At 66.1% G+C, this 17833-nt stretch carries 19 protein-coding genes; 11 read left to right on the top strand and 8 right to left on the bottom strand.

The annotated features are described in order from the left end of the window. Positions 1-34 precede the first annotated feature (34 nt). Positions 35-1030, top strand: a complete 996-nt coding sequence (locus KIH77_RS00195; RefSeq protein ID WP_219098999.1) for a universal stress protein — start codon at positions 35-37, stop codon at positions 1028-1030. A gap of 82 nt (positions 1031-1112) precedes the next feature. Here KIH77_RS00195 and KIH77_RS00190 read toward each other — a convergent pair whose 3' ends face one another. The 5 genes from KIH77_RS00190 to KIH77_RS00170 form a co-directional block, all read right to left on the bottom strand. Further along, on the bottom strand, positions 1113-2159 hold the full coding sequence (locus KIH77_RS00190) for a DUF3027 domain-containing protein (RefSeq protein ID WP_219098997.1): 1047 nt from the start codon (positions 2157-2159) through the stop codon (positions 1113-1115). 40 nt (positions 2160-2199) lie between these two features. Then, positions 2200-2589, bottom strand: coding sequence for a cold-shock protein (locus KIH77_RS00185; RefSeq protein ID WP_219098995.1), 390 nt, complete (start codon positions 2587-2589; stop codon positions 2200-2202). Positions 2590-2703: 114 nt separating this feature from the next. Beyond that, positions 2704-4515, bottom strand: a complete 1812-nt coding sequence (locus tag KIH77_RS10580; protein ID WP_219098994.1) for a HAMP domain-containing sensor histidine kinase — start codon at positions 4513-4515, stop codon at positions 2704-2706. Between the two features lie 3 nt (positions 4516-4518). Further along, positions 4519-5262, bottom strand: coding sequence for a response regulator transcription factor (locus tag KIH77_RS00175; RefSeq protein WP_219098992.1), 744 nt, complete (start codon positions 5260-5262; stop codon positions 4519-4521). 4 nt (positions 5263-5266) lie between these two features. Next, positions 5267-6214, bottom strand: coding sequence for a TPM domain-containing protein (locus tag KIH77_RS00170; protein WP_219098991.1), 948 nt, complete (start codon positions 6212-6214; stop codon positions 5267-5269). Between the two features lie 78 nt (positions 6215-6292). Here KIH77_RS00170 and KIH77_RS00165 point away from each other — a divergent pair, with 78 nt between their 5' ends. Further along, positions 6293-6583: a WXG100 family type VII secretion target gene (locus tag KIH77_RS00165; protein WP_219098989.1), complete on the top strand. Its 291-nt coding sequence runs from the start codon at positions 6293-6295 to the stop codon at positions 6581-6583. A 211-nt stretch (positions 6584-6794) separates the two neighbouring features. Here KIH77_RS00165 and groL read toward each other — a convergent pair whose 3' ends face one another. The 3 genes from groL to KIH77_RS00150 form a co-directional block, all read right to left on the bottom strand. Continuing rightward, positions 6795-8411 carry a chaperonin GroEL gene (groL, locus tag KIH77_RS00160; protein ID WP_219098987.1) on the bottom strand — a complete coding sequence of 539 codons (1617 nt, stop codon included), beginning with the start codon at positions 8409-8411 and terminating at the stop codon, positions 6795-6797. A gap of 261 nt (positions 8412-8672) precedes the next feature. Then, a complete protein-coding gene (locus tag KIH77_RS00155; RefSeq protein WP_219098985.1) occupies positions 8673-8876 on the bottom strand; it encodes a cold-shock protein in 204 nt (67 codons plus the stop codon). Positions 8877-9098: 222 nt separating this feature from the next. After that, positions 9099-9761 carry a LytR C-terminal domain-containing protein gene (locus tag KIH77_RS00150; RefSeq protein WP_219098983.1) on the bottom strand — a complete coding sequence of 221 codons (663 nt, stop codon included), beginning with the start codon at positions 9759-9761 and terminating at the stop codon, positions 9099-9101. Between the two features lie 109 nt (positions 9762-9870). Between KIH77_RS00150 and KIH77_RS00145 the strand changes: the two genes are divergently transcribed. The 9 genes from KIH77_RS00145 to KIH77_RS00105 all read left to right on the top strand — a co-directional run bounded on the left by KIH77_RS00145 (position 9871) and on the right by KIH77_RS00105 (position 17823). After that, positions 9871-10572, top strand: coding sequence for a uracil-DNA glycosylase (locus KIH77_RS00145; protein WP_219098981.1), 702 nt, complete (start codon positions 9871-9873; stop codon positions 10570-10572). 65 nt (positions 10573-10637) lie between these two features. Next, complete coding sequence (locus KIH77_RS00140; protein WP_219098979.1) at positions 10638-11702, top strand: AAA family ATPase; 1065 nt, start codon at positions 10638-10640, stop codon at positions 11700-11702. Next, positions 11699-12646 (top strand): DUF58 domain-containing protein, encoded by a 948-nt coding sequence (locus KIH77_RS00135; RefSeq protein WP_219098978.1) that lies wholly within the window; start codon positions 11699-11701, stop codon positions 12644-12646. The genes KIH77_RS00140 and KIH77_RS00135 overlap by 4 nt, the downstream gene beginning before the upstream one ends. An 8-nt stretch (positions 12647-12654) precedes the next feature. Next, a complete protein-coding gene (locus tag KIH77_RS00130) occupies positions 12655-13164 on the top strand; it encodes a hypothetical protein (protein ID WP_219098976.1) in 510 nt (169 codons plus the stop codon). Next, entirely contained in the window at positions 13161-14264 is a 1104-nt protein-coding gene (locus tag KIH77_RS00125) for a vWA domain-containing protein (protein ID WP_219098974.1), read from the top strand. Before KIH77_RS00130 ends, KIH77_RS00125 begins: the two co-directional genes overlap by 4 nt. Next, positions 14261-15277, top strand: a complete 1017-nt coding sequence (locus KIH77_RS00120; protein WP_219098972.1) for a vWA domain-containing protein — start codon at positions 14261-14263, stop codon at positions 15275-15277. The genes KIH77_RS00125 and KIH77_RS00120 overlap by 4 nt, the downstream gene beginning before the upstream one ends. Then, positions 15274-15840 (top strand): DUF6466 family protein, encoded by a 567-nt coding sequence (locus KIH77_RS00115; RefSeq protein ID WP_219098970.1) that lies wholly within the window; start codon positions 15274-15276, stop codon positions 15838-15840. The genes KIH77_RS00120 and KIH77_RS00115 overlap by 4 nt, the downstream gene beginning before the upstream one ends. A gap of 121 nt (positions 15841-15961) precedes the next feature. After that, on the top strand, positions 15962-16327 hold the full coding sequence (locus KIH77_RS00110; RefSeq protein WP_219098967.1) for a hypothetical protein: 366 nt from the start codon (positions 15962-15964) through the stop codon (positions 16325-16327). Then, positions 16324-17823 carry an esterase/lipase family protein gene (locus KIH77_RS00105; protein WP_219098965.1) on the top strand — a complete coding sequence of 500 codons (1500 nt, stop codon included), beginning with the start codon at positions 16324-16326 and terminating at the stop codon, positions 17821-17823. The genes KIH77_RS00110 and KIH77_RS00105 overlap by 4 nt, the downstream gene beginning before the upstream one ends. Positions 17824-17833 lie beyond the last annotated feature (10 nt).

Genomic DNA, 17833 nt, shown 5'->3' with positions numbered 1-17833 from the left:
TGCTGTAACCAGAACGACCATCAGGAGGTGTGTCATGACGGCTGAACATGTTCAGACCGGTGGGAATGCGAATCCGACGGACGTCGATGGCGACCGTCCGCTCCGCGATATCGTCGTCGGCGTCGATGGTTCCACGGAATCGTTCGCCGCGTTGAAGTGGGCGTTGAACGAGGCGGGAAGGACCGGCCAGAACGTCAACGCCGTGTTCGGATGGACGCATTCGTGGGACATCGACGCCGAGCCGGATTCCGACGAGGCGTGGCGGCAGGTGCGCAACGAGATTCGTGAGACGCTGCGCTCCTGGGTGGACGAGGCGTCCGAGGGCATCGACTTCAATCCGGAGAATCTGAAGCTGACGTCGGTCAAGGCGTCCGGTTCGGCCGCGCTGCTGCAGATCGGCTCGCACGCCCAGCAGATTGTGGTCGGACGCAGGTCGCTCGGACGTGTGGCCCGCTGGTTCCTCGGCTCGCTGTCGTCCTCGCTGGCCGAGGAGGCGAAGGTGCCGGTCACCGCGGTCCGTGCGGGCGAGGCGGATTCGGCGGAGTCGGTGCAGAGCGACATCGCGCGCGTGCTCGATCCAGACACATCCGACGACGGGCGCAACGGGCATCGCCGTCCCATCGTCGTCGGCATCGACGGGTCGAAGGGGGCGCAACGCGCCCTGCGGTTCGCGGTGCATGAGGCAATTGTCAATCGTCGTCCGCTGCATGTGCTGTTCTGCTGGCAGATGCGGGATCTGGGCAAGCTGCCCGGATTCGAGACGACGGTGCCGTCGGTAGCGGAGGGGCAGCGCCATGCGGAGGGGGTTCTCCGCGATACCGTCGCCGAAGCGTGCATTCCCGACGACGTCGAGGTGCATGCGAACGCATTCCATATCTCAGCCGGCAAGGGTCTGGTCAGCGCCTCCCGGTACGCGTATCAGATTGTCGTAGGTACGCGCGGCCTTTCCGGCCTTGACGCGCATTTCCTCGGTTCGGTCTCCTCGCAGGTGCTCAACGACGCCGAATGCACGGTGACCGTGGTGCACTGAGACGGCATGCCCAGCCGGAATATGAAGGCCGGTTTCCATGGATGGCCATGGAAACCGGCCTTGTTCATGCGAACGTATCCGCTCACCTGCCCTGTTCGGGCATCTGGGAACGGAAGAGGACGACATTGCCGACCTGGACGCCGAGGTAATGGCCGGCGCCGTCGAATCGCGGCTCCTCGGCCGACTCCATGGCCTCGACCTCGCCGCGCTCCTCGCGCGGGGCCTGCCTCACGATGTCGATGTGCAGGTCGTCGAAGGCCGGCTTGGACTGAATCCACAGGCTGCTGGGCTCCGGCGGCTCGATCTCCGAATGCTCGCCGCAACCGTGGTCCCGAGAGACCACACGCCCGTCGTCCGGGCTCCACTTGTTGGCACAGACGCCGAACAGCAGATTCAGTTCCCCCTTCAACGGCACGAAGAACCCGCACGTCTCGCATGGCATGCCGTCGGCCGTCTTGGTGGAGAGCGATTTGGGCCCGTGCGGGCCGGAATACCAGCGCTGCGCCGCCTGGGCACGACCCAAGGGGGTGAGCACGCGACGCCGCGAGAGCTCGAACTCCCTGGCGATGCCGGCGGTCTGCTCCAGTTCGTCGCGAACGACGTCCTTGCGGGCGGCCGCATCCGCGGCGGCGTCCCCGGCGGGCTTCTCCTCCCCGTCGGCATCCTCCACGGATGCGGCATCCTCCGCCACCGGCTCCGACGCATCGGCATCCACCGGCGAGGCGTCGCCGGCCTCGGCCTCGGCGATGTCGGCCTCGAGTCGGTGTTCGTCCAGACCGTCCTCCAGACGCGGATCGTCCTTCTCCGTGCCGAGGGTGTCGGTCACGGCGAGATCGGTGGGCAGCAGACGGTCCTTCCAGGGAATCCATTTGGGAGGCATCAGCGAGTTCTCGCCGGGGACCAGCGACGACTCGTTCACCGTCCACAGGCCGCGGTCCTCGTCATGGTAAAGCGTTATCGACCACTGCCAGTCCTCGTATCCGGGGATGTTCGCGGCGAAGCGGAAGTCGCTGACATTGTCCTCGAGCTCATGGCGGCCGAGGAACTCGCCTACCTGCGATTCCTCGTCCGCCACCTCATAGGCCACCGCCTGCGCGATGGATTGGGGGTCCGGAGTGGTTGCGGTCATCGCTGCACCTTCAATCGTGTGTTCGGTCACGGTATTCGTATCAGTCCTGGACGTCGAAGTTGTCGGCGACGGCGCGCAGCAGGGTGGCGAGCTTCTTGGACTCGGACGCCGAGGGGTAGCGGTGGCGGCGCAACGTGCCGCCGGCCGAGTCGAGCAGCTTGATGAGGTCCTCCACGATGGCGGCCATGTCGTCCGGCTTCGGACGGGAGGCCTTGACCATGGACGGCAGCGCGGCCGCCACGGTCACGCCCATGGCCTGCGGACCCTTGCGGCCGTCGATCACCGAGAACTCGACCTTGGCGCCCTTACGCAGGGTAGTGACGCCGGACGGCAGCGCGGCGGACGGCAGGAACACATCCCTGCCGTCGTCGCTCGTGATGAAGCCGTAGCCTTTTTTCGCGTCAAACCAACGAATCTTTCCGCTGGGCATTCTTTCCACACCTCACTGATCCAACTAATCCAAGTCGCATACTTGCTCTATCCATCCGTGGCGCCCATGCTTGCCTGCGCATGACGGCCACCGAAGCCAAATGATTATTATAGCTTACGCCTTCGTCGGGGTTACGCTCTCGGATGGCGCGGCATTCGGGTCGTCGTGTTCGGGCATGGGGATGATCACGGTGAAGGTCAGACCCCCGCCGAAGGTTTCCGAGGCGCAGATCAGGCCATGATGGGCCTTGATGGCGGACTGGGCGATGGACATGCCGAGGCCGGTGCCTCCCTTTTCTCGGGCGCGCGAGGGGTCGGCGGTGTAGAAGCGTTCGAAGACCTTCTGCCGGGCCTTCGCGGGCATGCCCGGACCGTGGTCGATGACCTGGGCGACGGCGAAGCGTCGTCCGGCGCCGGTGGAGGCGGCCACCTGGGCGGCCTGGATGAACTGGTCGAGCGAGTTGTCGGTGGACGGCATCTTGCCGAGGTCGATGGCGGGCAGCGACGCGGGGATGACGGAGATGCCCATCTCCACGGGGGATTCGGCGGGCGTGTACCGGTGGATGTTGCCCACGATATTCGTCACGACCTGACGCAGGCGGGCGGGGTCCCCCTGCAGGGTGACATCGGAGAGCTTGCCCGGCACGAACGACAGGTGCGCGGGGATGGCCGGCTGCCCCGGGGCCGGGGCGAGCGGGACGTCCCCGCCGGCGAGCGCGATGCCGCCGAGCCGAATCGTGCGCTCGGGGTCGAGGGCGTGAAGGTCCTCGGCGGATTCCGAGAGGATGTTGTGCAGTTTGGCCTTCTGGTTGATGTTGACGCCGCGGCCTTCGTCCATGCGGGCCAGCGACAGCAGGTCCTCGACGAGCGCGGCCATGCGGGTGCTGGATTTCTCGATGTGGTCGATGGATTCGTCCGCCCTTTCGAGGGCGCCGGGATAGTCGCGCTGCATCTTGTAGAGTTCGGCGTAGCCGTGGATGGCGGCCAGCGGCGTACGCAGCTCATGGCTGGCGTCGGAGACGAACTGCTTCATCTTCTCGGTGGTCTCCTGCTGCTCGCGGAAGCTCTGCTCTATTCGTGACAGCATCTGGTTGAGGGATGCCGAAAGGGAGCCGACCTCGGTGTTCTCCGGGGATTGCGGCACGCGCTGCGACAGGTCGCCGTTGGCTATTTTGGCCGCCGTCTTCTCGATGCGTTTGAGCGGCATGAGCGTCCGGTCGATGGCCAGGGTGGCCATGACGGTGGCGAACACGATGATGGCTATGCCGACGACGAGGAAGTATTTGGTGATGATGGCGAGCGTGTCCTCCATGTCGTGCAGGGAGAGCGCGATGAAGGCCATGCCATGGGCCGCAGGTGTGGTGGAGGTGGCGCGCATGGTCCATTCGACGGCGATGACGCGCCATGGGGCCATGGCCATCTGCAGCGAGGACCGGCTGGCGGAGCCGCCGGCCAGCTGGACGCGCGCGTCGGTGGTGAACGGCTTGCCGAACTGAATGCCATCGAGGCTGCCGGATAAGGGGAGCTTGGGCTCGGAGATCACGTTGTCGGCGAGTTTGGGGACCAGCGGCGTCGACGTGACGTTGTAGTTCGAGTCGCGGATCTGCACGTAGTAGTCGATGAGTCCCAGAGTGCCGGTGTTGTCGGTTTTCTGCAGGTCGCCGATATTGTTGAGGACCAGCTCCGACTGGCGCTGCAGCTGGGTGTCGGTCTTGTCGATGATGTAGGCGCTGACGAGCTGGCGGACGGCGAACGCGATGATGCCGCCGCTGACGAGCAGCAGCACGAGGATGATGGACACCAGCTTGGTGGACAGCGACACCGCGTCGATGCGCCGCAGCAGCGGGTTCTCGTTGCGTGGCTTCGCCGGCTTCGGTTTGATCCTCACCTCGCCCTTCGCCCTGCCGACCTTGAATGCGACGCCCACGGATCAGGCTCCCGGGGCGGACTTGGGCGCGCGGATCATGTAGCCGATGCCACGCTTGGTCTGGATGAGCGGGTCGACCTTGCGGGTCTCGCCATCCTCGTCCGTGTAGGTGACGCCGTCCACCTTCTTGCGCAGATACGAGATGTAGGATTCCACGATGGCGGCGTCGCCGCCCCAGTCGTACTGCCACACGTGGTCGAGGATCTGCGCCTTGGAGAGCACGCGCCCCTCGTTGTCCATGAGATAACGCAGCAGCTTGTATTCGGTGGGGCTGAGCTCCACGACCTGGCCATGTCGGGTCACGTCGTGGGAGTCCTCGTTGATCTCGAGGTCGGCGACCCGGATGATGGGATCGTCCTCGGCCTGTTCGCGCGTGCGGCGGAGGATGGCGCGGATCCTCGCGACGACCTCCTCGAGGCTGAACGGCTTGGTGACGTAGTCGTCGCCGCCGACGGTGAGCCCCATGACCTTGTCCTGGGTGTCGTCGCGCGCGGTAAGGAACAGCACCGGCGCGTCGATGCCCTCCTGGCGGATGCGCCTGGTGACGGTGAACCCATCGATGTCGGGGAGCATGACATCAAGCACGATGAGGTCGGGGTCGGTTTTCTCGATGACCTCGATGGCCTCGGACCCCGAGGCGGCGGTGTTCACCTCGAATCCGGAGAAATGCAGCGAGGCGACCAGCAGCTCACGGATGGACGGCTCGTCGTCGACGACGACAATCGATGCTTCTATGGATTTGCTCATGGTTCTAAGCATGACCCTCCGCACTGGATGTTTCCTGAATATCCGCTGAATCATTGGAGGACGTCTGCGACGCCGCCACCGTCGGCGTGGCATGTCGGCCGCCGGATGCAGGCGCGGGGGCGGCCGTCGTGGCGGCTGCGTCCGGATCGTCGTCCCCGGCGCGGGGGCGGCGCCCGGAACGACGGCGCTCGCGGCGGGCGAGCTGCCGGTCGGCGTGGGATTTGCCGCGCCGGTGCAGGATGACGAACACGACGGCGGCGACGACGAGGATGGCCAGGGCCACGATGAAGACGATGATGCCGACGCCGCTGAACTTCGACGTGGACGACGCCTCGTGCAGCGTCTTGATCTGGTCCGTCAGCGCTATCGCCGAGCCGGACCAATCCGGGGTGTCCCCCTTGGTCAGCGGGTTCAACGCCGCCTGCGAGAGCGCGTCGACGGTGTCCTGCTTCTTGAGCCATTCATCGGAGTTGGACGACACGACCACCACCAGGTTGCCGTCTTCCGAAGCCACCGCGAGCATGACGGTGTTGGGCGCCGGATTGGAGTCCTTCAGCAGGCCGGCCGCCCACTGGTCGGGGTCCTGGCCCTCGGAGAACTTCGGCAGGTACAGCAGTCTGACGGTGACGCCGGTCTCCTTCTTGGTGGCGCTCAACGCGTCGGACACCTTGCCGAGGTTGTCCCCCAGAAGGTTCTCCGTGTCGGTGATGTTGTTGGTCACCGTTACGCCGACGTCCGATGACCCGGTGCCCTGCTGGCTCGGCGTGGCGCTTTCGCCCGCGGCCAGTGCGGCGGGCGCCGCCACCGTCAGCACCAGCATGACGGCGACGACCGCCGCCATGGCCATCCACATCGCCGCACGGACGCCGAAGGTTATCCCCATTCCCCCTCCGCGGGTGGTCCGTTCGTCCACATTCCCTGTACGGATTGCTGTCATCTGCTTGATTTTCATACTGTCAACTGTAACGGCTCTGCTTCGCAAATCGAATGCATGGGCCGTGAAACACCCTGATAGCGAAAGGAAACCCTCATGCCCCAATACCAGGTCGATTCGGAACAGATCCAGTCCTCAAGCGCGGCGGTGTCCGCGTCGGTGAGCCAGATTCGCGAGGCCGTGAACGGCATGTACGCGAATCTCAATCAACTGCAGAGCGTATGGAAGGGAGGCGCCTCGACGCAGTTCTCGTCGGTGGCCGCGCAATGGCGCGCCGCCCAGCAGCAGATGGAGGCGTCGTTGGAGTCCATCCAGAACGCGCTGGCACAGGCGTCGGTCGTCTACTCCGACGCCGAGGCCCAGGCGTCGCGTCTCTTCGCTTCCTAACGCGGGACGGTCCGGGTTCGGGGACTCACCGTCACTACGAAGATTCAGGACCAGCACGAACGCGAAAAGGGCTCCGACCTCAACGGGTCGGAGCCCTTTCGCCGATTACAGACGAGTAATCACAACCACATGGGTGTTGCATCGCATGGGCGACATGTCATACCGGCACATCGCGGCCAGGCGAAGGCACTACCCTATCGGCGTGCGCCGATCAGTAGCCCATGTCGGCACCCTGCGGGGCGGCCGGGGCCGGCGGCTCCGGCTTGTTGGCCACAACAGCCTCGGTGGTCAGGAACAGCCCGGCGATGGAGGCGGCGTTCTGCAGTGCGGAACGGGTCACCTTGACCGGGTCGGCGACGCCGGCGGCCAGCAGGTCCTCGTAGGTGTTGGTGGCGGCGTTCAGACCCTCGCCGTCAGGCAGCGAACGGACCTTGTCGATCACCACGTCACCGGACAGGCCGGAGTTCTCGGCGATCTGCTTGATCGGGGCCTCGACGGCGCGGAAGACGATGGCGGCACCGGTGGCCTCGTCGCCTTCGAGCTTGACGTCGCCCTGGGCCTTGGCAGCGGCCTGGATGAGGGCCACGCCACCGCCGGGCAGCAGGCCTTCCTCGATGGCGGCCTTGGCGTTGCGCACGGCATCCTCGATGCGGTGCTTGCGCTCCTTGGCCTCGACCTCGGTGGCGGCGCCGACCTTGATGACGGCCACGCCGCCGGCCAGCTTGGCGAGACGCTCCTGCAGCTTCTCGCGGTCGTAGTCGGAGTCGGTGGCCTCGATCTCGGCACGGATCTGGGCGACGCGGGCGGCCACGTCCTCCTTGGAACCGGCACCGGACACGATGGTGGTCTCGTCCTTGGAGACGATGACCTTGGCGGCCGAGCCGAGCACGGTGGCGTCGATGGAGTCGAGCTTGAGGCCCAGCTCCTCGGAGACGACCTGGGCGCCGGTCAGAATGGCCATATCCTGCAGCATGGCCTTGCGGCGATCGCCGAAGCCGGGGGCCTTGACGGCGCAGGAGTTGAAGGTGCCACGAATCTTGTTGAGAATCAGGGTCGGCAGGGCCTCGCCGTCAACGTCCTCGGCGATGATCAGCAGCGGCTTGCCGGACTTCATGACGAGGTCGGCGATGTGGATGACGTCCTGCTGGCTGGACACCTTGCCGGAGGTAAGCAGGATGTACGGGTTCTCCAGGACGGCGGTCTGGTCGTCGGCATTGGTGACGAAGTACGGGGCGATGTAGCCCTTGTCGAAACGCATGCCCTCGGTGAACTCGAGGTCGAGGCCGAAGCGGTTGTTGTCCTCGACGGTCACGACGCCGTCCTGGCCGACCTTGTCCAGAGCCTCGGCGATCTTCTCGCCGACTTCGGGGTCGGCGGCGGAAATCGTGGCGGTGGCGGCGATCTGGTCCTTGGTCTCGACGTCCTTGGCGGCGGCGACCAGTTCCTTGACGATGGCGTCGGTGGCCTTCTCGATGCCGCGGCGCAGGGCGATCGGGTTGGAGCCCGCGACGACGTTCTTCAGACCCTCGTGGACGACGGACTGGGCAAGCACCGTAGCGGTGGTGGTGCCGTCACCGGCGACGTCGTCGGTCTTCTTGGCGACTTCCTTGACCAGTTCGGCGCCGATGCGCTCGAACGGGTCGTCAAGCTCGATCTCCTTGGCGATGGAGACGCCGTCGTTGGTGATGGTCGGGGCGCCGTAGGTCTTGTCGAGCACGACGTTACGGCCCTTCGGTCCCAGCGTGACCTTCACGGTGTTGGCCAGCTTGTCGAGGCCGGCGAGCATTCCCTGGCGAGCTTCCTCGTCGTAAGCAATGATCTTTGCCATGGTTGTCATTTCCTCCAAATGGCTTGTATTACGTAATCACCGTCCACGGATCGCCCACGCACGGCCGTCAGCTGCCGGCGTTATCACTCTCACGCTTCGAGTGCTAACAGTGAGATTAGCACTCTCGGGCCGAGAGTGCCAAATGTTCGTCGTGGGCATACGCCGGAACATCCATGGGAGCGCCGGGGACCCGGGCATGAAAAAGGGCTCCGACGCGCCTCACACCACACCGCGCGTCGGAGCCCGACAGGAGAAAATCCCTCAGAGCTTGGTCACCTTGGTGGCCTGCATCCCCTTCGGTCCCTTCTCGGCCTCATATTCGACCTTGTCCCCCTCATCCAGGGTTCGATACCCTTGAGCGTTGATTGCCGAATAATGAACGAAAACATCTTCGCCGCCATCCTCGGGAGTGATGAAACCATACCCCTTGGTCGCGTTGAAGAACTTTACCGTACCCGTTGCCATAACAACTTCCCTTTAGTAGCTGTACAAACACCGCCCCACGCATGACAAAAACCGCACATCATGGAGTTCGACGGTCGCGCACTTCGCCGCGCGCTAGCTACCCATTCTAAGGCCTCTTCGCCGTTATTCAACAATCGGGACGGTGATGACGGGACGAATCATGCCGCCGGGACGGGTGTCAATCGTTTTGGCCCCTCCCGGCGGAACGTCCGTCGTGAACCGCTACTGCATGAGGACCACGGCGACGTCCGTGCCAAGACCGCTGACCTGCACCACCTGGGAGATGCCGAGCTGGGCGGCGACGTCCTTCGCGGTCCCGGCGTCGGCCGAGGAACGATACCAGACGGTGCTCACCGACGGCAGCGTGGTGCGGCTCCCCGGATTCCTCGCGCTCACGGCGGAATAACCGGCGTTGCGCAGCGTCGTGGCGTTCGTGGAGGCCAGACCCGTGCGGCGCGTGCCGTTGTAGACGGTGATGGACGCGGACTTGTTCACCGGGGCGGTCGTCTCGGTGGCCGACCGGCTCGGGGTGGCCGACTGCGTGGCGGTCCGGCTGGGGGTGGCGGAAGCCGTCCGCGCCGGCGTGGACGAGGCCGTGGCGGATTTCGTCGCCGTAGCCGAGGCCGGGGCGGACGAGGCCGTCTTGTCGGTCGATGCCGCGGCCGAGGAGGAGGACGTCGCCGAGGCCTCGGACGCCGACGAACCGGAGCCGGCGGAGGCCCAGAGGTACACGCCGACGGCGATCAGCGCGGCGACGGCCAACACGACGATATACGGCAGGGCGCGGGCGCCGAAGCCGCGGGGCCCGCGATGCAGTCCGACCGGCCCCTGCGGCGGGTTGTCGAATTCATCTGCCGGATAGGCGGCGTGCTGCTTTTCGGACATGACGGCTCCTCACTTGCTGTACTCAACCACGAATCATGGTAGCCCATGGGCTCCCTACGGACGCCTCGGAGCCCCGCGGTCGTACATCTGCCCGCCTACAGTGGTGCGCATGACCATCAAAAATCTTGACGAACTGGTCGAGGCCGGCTGGGCCACGGCGCTGAAGGACGTGGAGCCGCAGGTCCACGCCATGGGGGACTTCCTGCGCGGCGAGCTCGCCCAGGGGCGACGGTATCTTCCGGCGAGCCGCAACATCCTGAGGGCCTTCACCATACCGTTCGATTCCATCAAGGTGCTCATCGTGGGGCAGGACCCCTACCCCACCCCGGGCCATCCCGTGGGACTGAGCTTCTCGGTGGCGCCGCAGGTCAGCCCCCTGCCCGGAAGCCTTCGCAACATCTACACCGAGCTGATGGACGACATGCATGTGCCGCAGCCGGCGAACGGCGACCTGACGCCGTGGACGGAGCGCGGTGTGATGCTGCTCAACAGGTGCCTGACCGTCCAGGTGGGCAGGCCGGCCAGCCATCGCGGCAAGGGATGGGAGCAGGTGACGGACGCGGCCATCGCCGCCCTCGACGCGCGCACGGACGCCAAAGGCGATCCCAAGCCGCTGGTCGCCATCCTGTGGGGCCGTCAGGCGCAGACGCTCGAGCCGCTGCTGCACCATGCGACGATCATCAAGTCCCCGCATCCGAGCCCGATGTCGGCCCGGTACGGGTTCTTCGGCTCGAAGCCGTTCTCCCGTGCGAACGCGGCGCTGGCCGCCATGGGGGCCGAGCCGGTGGATTGGTCGCTGCCCGCGGCCTGAGCGCACCCTGCCGCGCCGAGGGCGAACATCCAGGAAAAGTCAACCGGCACGTTACAGTGGTTGGCATGGCTTTATTCCCATCCCGACCCTCGCAGCAGCCGGCAGCAGCACCGGCCCCTGCGGTTTCCCCGTCCTCCAGCGCGGTCTCCCGCGACGAGCTCGAACGCGTGCGCGACCTGACCAACCGCATCCGGCAGCACTTCGCCCAGGGGCTGGTCGCCCAGGAGCAACTGCGTGAATCCCTGATAGTGACGCTGGTGGCCGGCGGCCACATCCTCATCGAATCCGTGCCCGGTCTGGCGAAGACCACCGCCGCGCAGATTCTCGCCACCTCGGTATCCGGATCGTTCAAACGCATCCAGTGCACGCCCGACCTCATGCCGTCCGATCTGGTGGGCACGCAGATCTTCGATTTCGCCACGCAGAAGATGACCACGCAGATCGGCCCGATCCACGCGAACTTCGTCCTGCTCGACGAGATCAACCGCTCCTCGGCGAAGACCCAGTCCGCCATGCTCGAGGCCATGGCCGAAGGCGCCACCACCATCGGCGGCGAGCGCATCCGCCTGCCGCGCCCGTTCATGGTGATCGCCACCCAGAACCCCATCGAGGAGGAGGGCACGTACAACCTTCCCGAGGCGCAGATGGACCGCTTCTACATGAAGACGGTGATGACCTATCCGAACGAGGCCGACGAGATCTCCATGCTCGACCTGCTGACCCGCCGCGGCACCGACCAGCAGGACGCCATGATCAGCCCGACGGCGGTCAGCATCGCCGACGTGGAATTCCTGCGCTCCTGCGCCCGCAGGGTGCATGTCTCCCAGCCGATCATGAAGTACGCGGTGGAGCTTGCGCAGACGAGCCGCGGCGGAGGCCCGCGCCCGATCAAGGGGCTTTCGAACCTGGTGCGTCTGGGCGCCAGCCCGCGCGCCTCGATCGCCCTGGTGCGCATCGGCCAGGCACAGGCGCTGATGTCCGGCCGCGACTATGTGATTCCGGAGGACGTCAAGACGTTCGCGCATGAGGTGTTCCGCCACCGCATCCTGCTGACCTTCGAGGCCCTGGCGGAGGGCGTGAACGCCGATCAGGTGATCGATTCCATGATCGAGGCGGTTCCCGTACCATGATCGCGACGGACACGCCCGTCGATCCGATCCGCCGCCGCATAGAGTCCCTGGGGGCCCGCCTCAGCCTGCCCACGATCATCAAGGCGTTGGGGATGCTGGAGGGCGAGCATCCCTCCTCGCGGCGCGGCACCGGATACGACTATCTGGACATCCGGCCGTACGAGCCCGGCGAGGAGGCGCGGCTCATCGACTGGAAGGCCAGCGCCAGGGCCGGACGGCCCATGATCGTCGACAAGGAGCGTGAGAGCAACGGCAACGTGTGGCTGCTGCTCGACGTGGGCCGCGAGATGACGGGCGCATGCCCGAGCGGCGAGCGAGCGCTCGACGTGGCGGCCAATGCGCTGCGCATGTTCGCCATGCTGTCGCTGCGACGCAGCGACGACCTGTCCATCGTGCTGGGGGACCATGCCAGCATCACCCGCGTGCCGTTCAACGGCGGCTTCGCGAAGTTCGAGCATGTGCTCGACGGCCTGCTGCGCCGTGAATGCTCCCAGCCCCGCGACTTCGACGCCCTGATCGACTATGCGGGCAAGATTCGCAACCGGCGCTCCCTCATCGTGCTGGCCACGGACGAGACCGCCTGGACCCGCGACCGGGCGCGCATGCTGCGCACGTTGGCGCAGACGCATCCCGTGGTCACCATCAACGTCGCGGTGGTCAACCCGTTCTCCGTGGCCGACCGGTTCGACCGCATCGTCGACGCCTCCAGCGGACGGCGGGTCCCCGCGTTCCTGCGCACGAGAAAGGTGGAGTCGAGCGTGGAGGTGCATCGCCGGTTCGAGGCGATGGCCGCGGAGCATGAGCTGGCGGGCGCCGGCACGACGATGATCCACGCCGGATCGAGCGATGCGATGTTCAACGAATTCGTCAGACTGGTGTCCTCCATTCTGGCCCGCGGGGGATTCCGCCAGCCGTCGACGCGATCCATGGGAGGGATGCCATGATACGGACAATGGCCGCCGAACCGTTCACGGCCGTGTCCCCGTCCGACACCGGGCCGTATGCGTTCGCGACGTTCGCACTCGTATGCCTGGCCGCGGCCCTGTGCCTGGCCGCGGCGCTGCTGGGGCGTTCCCGTCGCAGGCCCCGGCCCCGCCAGGGGGCACATCGCCCTCAGACCGGCAAAGGCGAGTGGCTGGAGGCCGTCGACGATATCCGGACGCGGTTCCATGAAGGGCGGCTCGGCGAGGACGACGCCTTCGCCGAACTGGCCGCGCTGGCGCGCCGGTTCGCTTCCGCACGGCTCGGGCGTGACGTGACGAGCCACACGCTGGCGGAGCTCGACCGGTTGCCGCGTTCCCGCGGCGACGGCAGGGGCGTCGACCTGCTGCGCCAGACCATCCGAGCACTGTATCCGCCGGAATTCGCCGAGCCGGTCGTCCATGCCGGCACGGCGGGACCCACCGTGGACGAGGCCGCGGGCTGGGTGACGAATCTTGTGGAAAGGTGGCGTGAGCGATGACGGTATGGAACACGTTCCGCTGGCCGTGGGTCCTCGTGGCCGGAGCGGTCATCGTCGTGCTGGTGCTGCTGTTGCTGGCCCGGTATGCTTCGCGCCCCCGGGACGGGAAGGCCGTCGCCGAAAGCGTGCGGGACGAGGGCAGCGCCCCGGTGTGGAACCTCGACCACGATCTGGGGACCGAATACGTCAGCGACCAGTGGCGCCGCTGGAAACGGCTCAACCGGACCGCGGCCGCGCTGCTGGCGTGTCTGGCGCTGGTGGCGTTCACCCTGGTCGCCCGGCCTTCGCGCATCGACTCCGAATCGAGCGAGGCGTCGACCCGGGACATCATCCTGTGTCTGGACGTCTCCGGTTCGACCCTGCCGTACGACCGCGAGGTCATCGCCACGTATCTCGACCTGGTCAGCCATTTCCAAGGCGAGCGCATCGGGCTGAGCATCTTCAATTCGACATCCCGTACGGTATTTCCCCTGACCGACGATTATGACCTCGTCAAGGAGCAGCTCACCTACGCGAACGACATTCTCAAGGACGTGGTGAACCAGGACAGCATCGACAAGATGAGCGACAAGCAGTACCAGCAGGTCTCCGACTGGCTGGAGGGCACGCAGAACCGCAAGAACGTCACGTCGCTCATCGGCGACGGCCTGATCAGCTGCGCGGCCATGCTGCCGGAATTCTCCGCCGACGACGACGCGTCGTCCGGTTCGTCGAATTCGACGAACCGTGACGCGTCAATCGTATTGGCCACGGACAACGTCCTGTCGGGCACGCCGACGTATACCCTCTCCAAGGCGCTGGACCTGACATCGAAATCCTCGATCGTCGTGGACGGGCTGTTCTCCGGACCGGTCGAATCGGACGGGGACGACACCACGACCGACATGAAGCGGCAGATCGAATCGCATGGCGGCATATTCCTCACGCAGGGCGGTGGCTCATCGGTCGACGCGCTGGTGAGGACCATCGAGGAGCAGCGGGACAAGGACAGCGAACGCAAGACGCAGTCGAACCTCGTCGATGCGCCGCAATTCTGGGTGCCGGCGGCCGTGGTGCTGTTCCTCGGCTTCACGGTCGTGGCAGAAAGGCTGAGACGATGAACGGACTGACCTTCTCCCCCATCCTCGGATGGGCCGGTTCCTCGGCGGTCGCCGTCGCCGTGGTGGCCGTGACCGTCGGCCTGGCGGTGCGTTCGCGCCGCCTGCCGTATTCCGACGCGACGACGACGGACCACGCGCGCAGGATTATGATCGCCGTCGTCCTGGCGATCATAATGATGACCCCGAGCACCGTGCATGTGACGAGGACGCAGGCGGTGAACGCCACCGACGTGTTCATCGCGGTGGATGTCACCGGATCGATGGCCGTCTCCGACGCCCACTACGGCTCCAAGGACGCGATCATGCGCCTGGACGCCGCGAAGAAGGCGGTGTCCGACATCACGAAAATCTATCCGGACGCGAGCTTCGCGGCCATCAGGTTCGGCGCCTCCGGCACGCTTGACGTGCCGTTGACGCCGGACTCCCGCGCCATCGGCAACTGGGCCGGGACCCTGAAGCCGGAACCGACCGGGTCGTCGTCCGGATCGAATCTCGACAAGGCCATCGACCCGCTGCTGCCGGCCATGAAAGCGACGCGCGCACAGCATCCCGACGACCGGATCATCGTCGTCTACATCTCCGACGGCGAGCAGACCAGCCGCAAGGTGCGCCGCACCTTCTCCTCGCTGCGCGCCTACGCGAACGGCGGTCTCGTCGTGGGCGTGGGGTCGTCGGCCGGCGGCCGGATACCGCAGGTGGACAACACCGGCAAGGTGGATTCCAAGCGGTTCATCACCGACCCGACGACCAAACAGCCCGGCATCTCCATGATGGACGAGAAGAACCTCAAGGCCATAGCCGACGAGATGAGCGGTGGCTACGTGCATGCCGACGCCGGCCGCGTCATCGGCGAACAGGACGCGCGGGAGGCCTCCTCGCAGTATCGTCTGGCAAGCACCTACAAGCAGCGCGAGCACAGCGTGCCGGTCGTCTGGCCGTTCGCCATCGTGCTGACGGTTCTGCTTGCATGGGAGGCAATTGCCTGGGCACGAACGTCAAGGAGGCTGATATGAGCCGGTCATCGCACGCCCCGCGGACCGAACGCACCGCGCGCGCATCATGGAAGGTGCGCGGACCCATATTGGCGGCGGCCGTGATACTGGCTCTCGCCGCCATCGTGGCGGGGGTCAACTGGAACGCGCTGGCGACCAACAACGAGGCGGTGGATGGCCTCAACGCGTCCATCGCCGCATACGCCAAGGAATCCCCCGACCTCAACGCGCTGAGGACCGCCCAGCGGCAGACCGACGCGCAGTTCCGTGACGCGCAGAGCCTCGAGGCGCTGCAGCTGCCGTCCGTCCGTTCGACCATCGCGGCCAATGCGGCCGAGTCGGCGCGCCTCAGCCGTCAGATCGACGCCGACCTCGCCAAAAACGCATCGTCCGGCGGATCGTCGGCATCCGGCGCGACCGCGGAGAAGAACGGCTCGCAGGGCAAGGGAACGTCGGACTCCTCCGAGGCCGAGAAAATCAACAAGATGCTCGAGCAGAACAAGAAGGTCGAGATGAAGAACGTGCCCGACACGTCGAAGACCACCACCGAGGGCGACGAGAGCACCAACCCCAAGCCATGGTGACGGCGGCGGATGATTGTGGACTTCCCCCCGCACGTCCACAATCATCCGCCGAGGGTGGCCCATCCGTCCACATCATCCCGAAACCCCTCCCCGCCGCGCCGCACCGTGGTTGAATCACGGCATGACGCAATTCAACACCACGCCGCAGTCCCCATTCGGGCAGACGCCATCCTCCCCGTTCCGCCAGCGGACGACCGACAGTCCGCTGGCGCAGGCCATCGCGCGGGCCGACGGCTCCGCATGCTGCCCGTGCGCCAATGTGTGCCGGGACTCCCAGGACCATGTGCGTGCATTGGCGGCTTCCACGGTCAGCATCGCGCAGGACGCCGCCGACGCCTTGGGGCAGGCGGCCGCGGTCACCTGGGAGGGCAAGGCCGGCGAACGGTTCCACCGAACGGTCAGGGAGACGATGAGACTCGCCGATGCCTTGGACCAGGGTGCCCATGCCACGGCCCGGTTCATCGACAGCGCGGAGGCGCTGATATGAACGCGCATGTGAAATCCCGCATATACGGAGGGCAGGGCACGAGCACCAAGGCCGATCTGGAATGTTTCCGCGCCGTATCCAGCGCATTGAACAACGCATCCATAGCGGTCTGGCATCTGCACGCGGACTGGTCGGCGACGCCCATCCAGCTGGCGCAGAAGAAGCGTCAGGCGCCGTTCTGCCCGAAGCTCAACGGCTCGGCCACGGCCGGGGACGTCATGGACGACGGCTCATGCGTCGCCGGAGGCCCCGACGGCGACACCGCCGTGCACATGTCGCTGAACTACCCCGCGGTGAACCGGCACGCCAACGAGCGCGGGGACCAGGCGAACGCACTCCGGGAGAAACTCTCCCTGCTCGCGGATCACATCATCCGCGCGTACTCGCTGTATTCCAATGCGGAATGGGCCGCGGAACGCCTGATGAACGAGGCCCTGCAGGCCGGTGCCCTGGGGCTCCCCGGCTATGCGGGAGCCCTGTTCGGCGCCTATACGGTGGTCGAGGTCGTGGACGGGTCCTTGACGGAGGGCCGGTTCAACCCGATGTATGCGCTCACCGACACCTGGTGGGCGCAGGAGGGTCTTCTGGCCGCACTGGGCACCGCCATGACCAAGGGCACCGACCGCCGGGCCATCCTCCAGGGCGCGGTCGACGTGGACGAGGTCAACGAGGCCGCCGAGGAGATAGCGAAGTTCAGCGCCCCGCTCAACGACGCCATCTTCGGCGACAAGCTCACCGTCACGCGGGCCCGTCCGCTGCACGGCATCGGCGAGACGCGAACGATCGCGGATTCGCTGCGCAACGTGCATGACATGCGTCTCAACAAGGTCGACTACGGTACCATCGCCATCCAGAAGTACCTGCGCGACGACGGCTCCACCGCATGGATGGTCACCATCCCGGGCACCGACGGCAACCCCGACTCCCCGTTCAGCTGGCCGACAAACGTGGAGCTCATGAGCTCCGACGCGGAACGCCGCAAAGCCGCGGACAGCGCACGCATGGTGGACGAGGCCATGCGCCGTGCCGGCATCGCCCCGGAGGACCCCGTCGCGATCGTCGGCCATTCGCAGGGCGGCATCGTGGCGGCGACCATGGCGGCGGACTACGGCGACCGGTACAACATCCAACACATCGTCACCGCCGGATCGCCCATCGCCAACCACCCGATCGACCGGAAAAGGACGTGGGTGACGAGCATCGAGATGAACGACGAGCTGGTCTCGAACCTCGACGGGTCGAGGAATCCCGTCTCACCCACCTGGCTGACGGTGCGCGGCATCAGCCAGCCCATGGGATCCGACGACGGCACGGCCGTGGAGAACACCGACGACCATAAGTTCCTCACCCACGACATGAACTATATGAAAGCGGCGTGGAAGGATGCCGAGGAGCTCGGGTCGACCGCGCAGCAGGGTCACGAACGGCACTTCCAGGAGGTCATCGACGGCAGGCACACGGAGACGACCTACTGGCGGGGGCGCATCTCGCGATAGCGGGGTAGGG

Origin of the sequence: Bifidobacterium pluvialisilvae, from assembly GCF_019331695.1 — a bacterium.
Lineage (GTDB): Bacteria > Actinomycetota > Actinomycetes > Actinomycetales > Bifidobacteriaceae > Galliscardovia > Galliscardovia pluvialisilvae.
Note: the sequence above shows the minus strand (reverse complement) of the source record. Positions and strands in the feature narration are given on the sequence as shown.

Coding starts and splice junctions, on each gene's coding strand:
- KIH77_RS00195 (WP_219098999.1), top strand. CDS start 35: ATGACGGCTGAACATGTTCAGACCGGTGGGAATGCGAATCCGACGGAC.
- KIH77_RS00190 (WP_219098997.1), bottom strand. CDS start 2,159: ATGACCGCAACCACTCCGGACCCCCAATCCATCGCGCAGGCGGTGGCC.
- KIH77_RS00185 (WP_219098995.1), bottom strand. CDS start 2,589: ATGCCCAGCGGAAAGATTCGTTGGTTTGACGCGAAAAAAGGCTACGGC.
- KIH77_RS00175 (WP_219098992.1), bottom strand. CDS start 5,262: ATGAGCAAATCCATAGAAGCATCGATTGTCGTCGTCGACGACGAGCCG.
- KIH77_RS00170 (WP_219098991.1), bottom strand. CDS start 6,214: ATGAAAATCAAGCAGATGACAGCAATCCGTACAGGGAATGTGGACGAA.
- KIH77_RS00165 (WP_219098989.1), top strand. CDS start 6,293: ATGCCCCAATACCAGGTCGATTCGGAACAGATCCAGTCCTCAAGCGCG.
- groL (WP_219098987.1), bottom strand. CDS start 8,411: ATGGCAAAGATCATTGCTTACGACGAGGAAGCTCGCCAGGGAATGCTC.
- KIH77_RS00155 (WP_219098985.1), bottom strand. CDS start 8,876: ATGGCAACGGGTACGGTAAAGTTCTTCAACGCGACCAAGGGGTATGGT.
- KIH77_RS00150 (WP_219098983.1), bottom strand. CDS start 9,761: ATGTCCGAAAAGCAGCACGCCGCCTATCCGGCAGATGAATTCGACAAC.
- KIH77_RS00145 (WP_219098981.1), top strand. CDS start 9,871: ATGACCATCAAAAATCTTGACGAACTGGTCGAGGCCGGCTGGGCCACG.
- KIH77_RS00140 (WP_219098979.1), top strand. CDS start 10,638: ATGGCTTTATTCCCATCCCGACCCTCGCAGCAGCCGGCAGCAGCACCG.
- KIH77_RS00135 (WP_219098978.1), top strand. CDS start 11,699: ATGATCGCGACGGACACGCCCGTCGATCCGATCCGCCGCCGCATAGAG.
- KIH77_RS00130 (WP_219098976.1), top strand. CDS start 12,655: ATGGCCGCCGAACCGTTCACGGCCGTGTCCCCGTCCGACACCGGGCCG.
- KIH77_RS00125 (WP_219098974.1), top strand. CDS start 13,161: ATGACGGTATGGAACACGTTCCGCTGGCCGTGGGTCCTCGTGGCCGGA.
- KIH77_RS00120 (WP_219098972.1), top strand. CDS start 14,261: ATGAACGGACTGACCTTCTCCCCCATCCTCGGATGGGCCGGTTCCTCG.
- KIH77_RS00115 (WP_219098970.1), top strand. CDS start 15,274: ATGAGCCGGTCATCGCACGCCCCGCGGACCGAACGCACCGCGCGCGCA.
- KIH77_RS00110 (WP_219098967.1), top strand. CDS start 15,962: ATGACGCAATTCAACACCACGCCGCAGTCCCCATTCGGGCAGACGCCA.
- KIH77_RS00105 (WP_219098965.1), top strand. CDS start 16,324: ATGAACGCGCATGTGAAATCCCGCATATACGGAGGGCAGGGCACGAGC.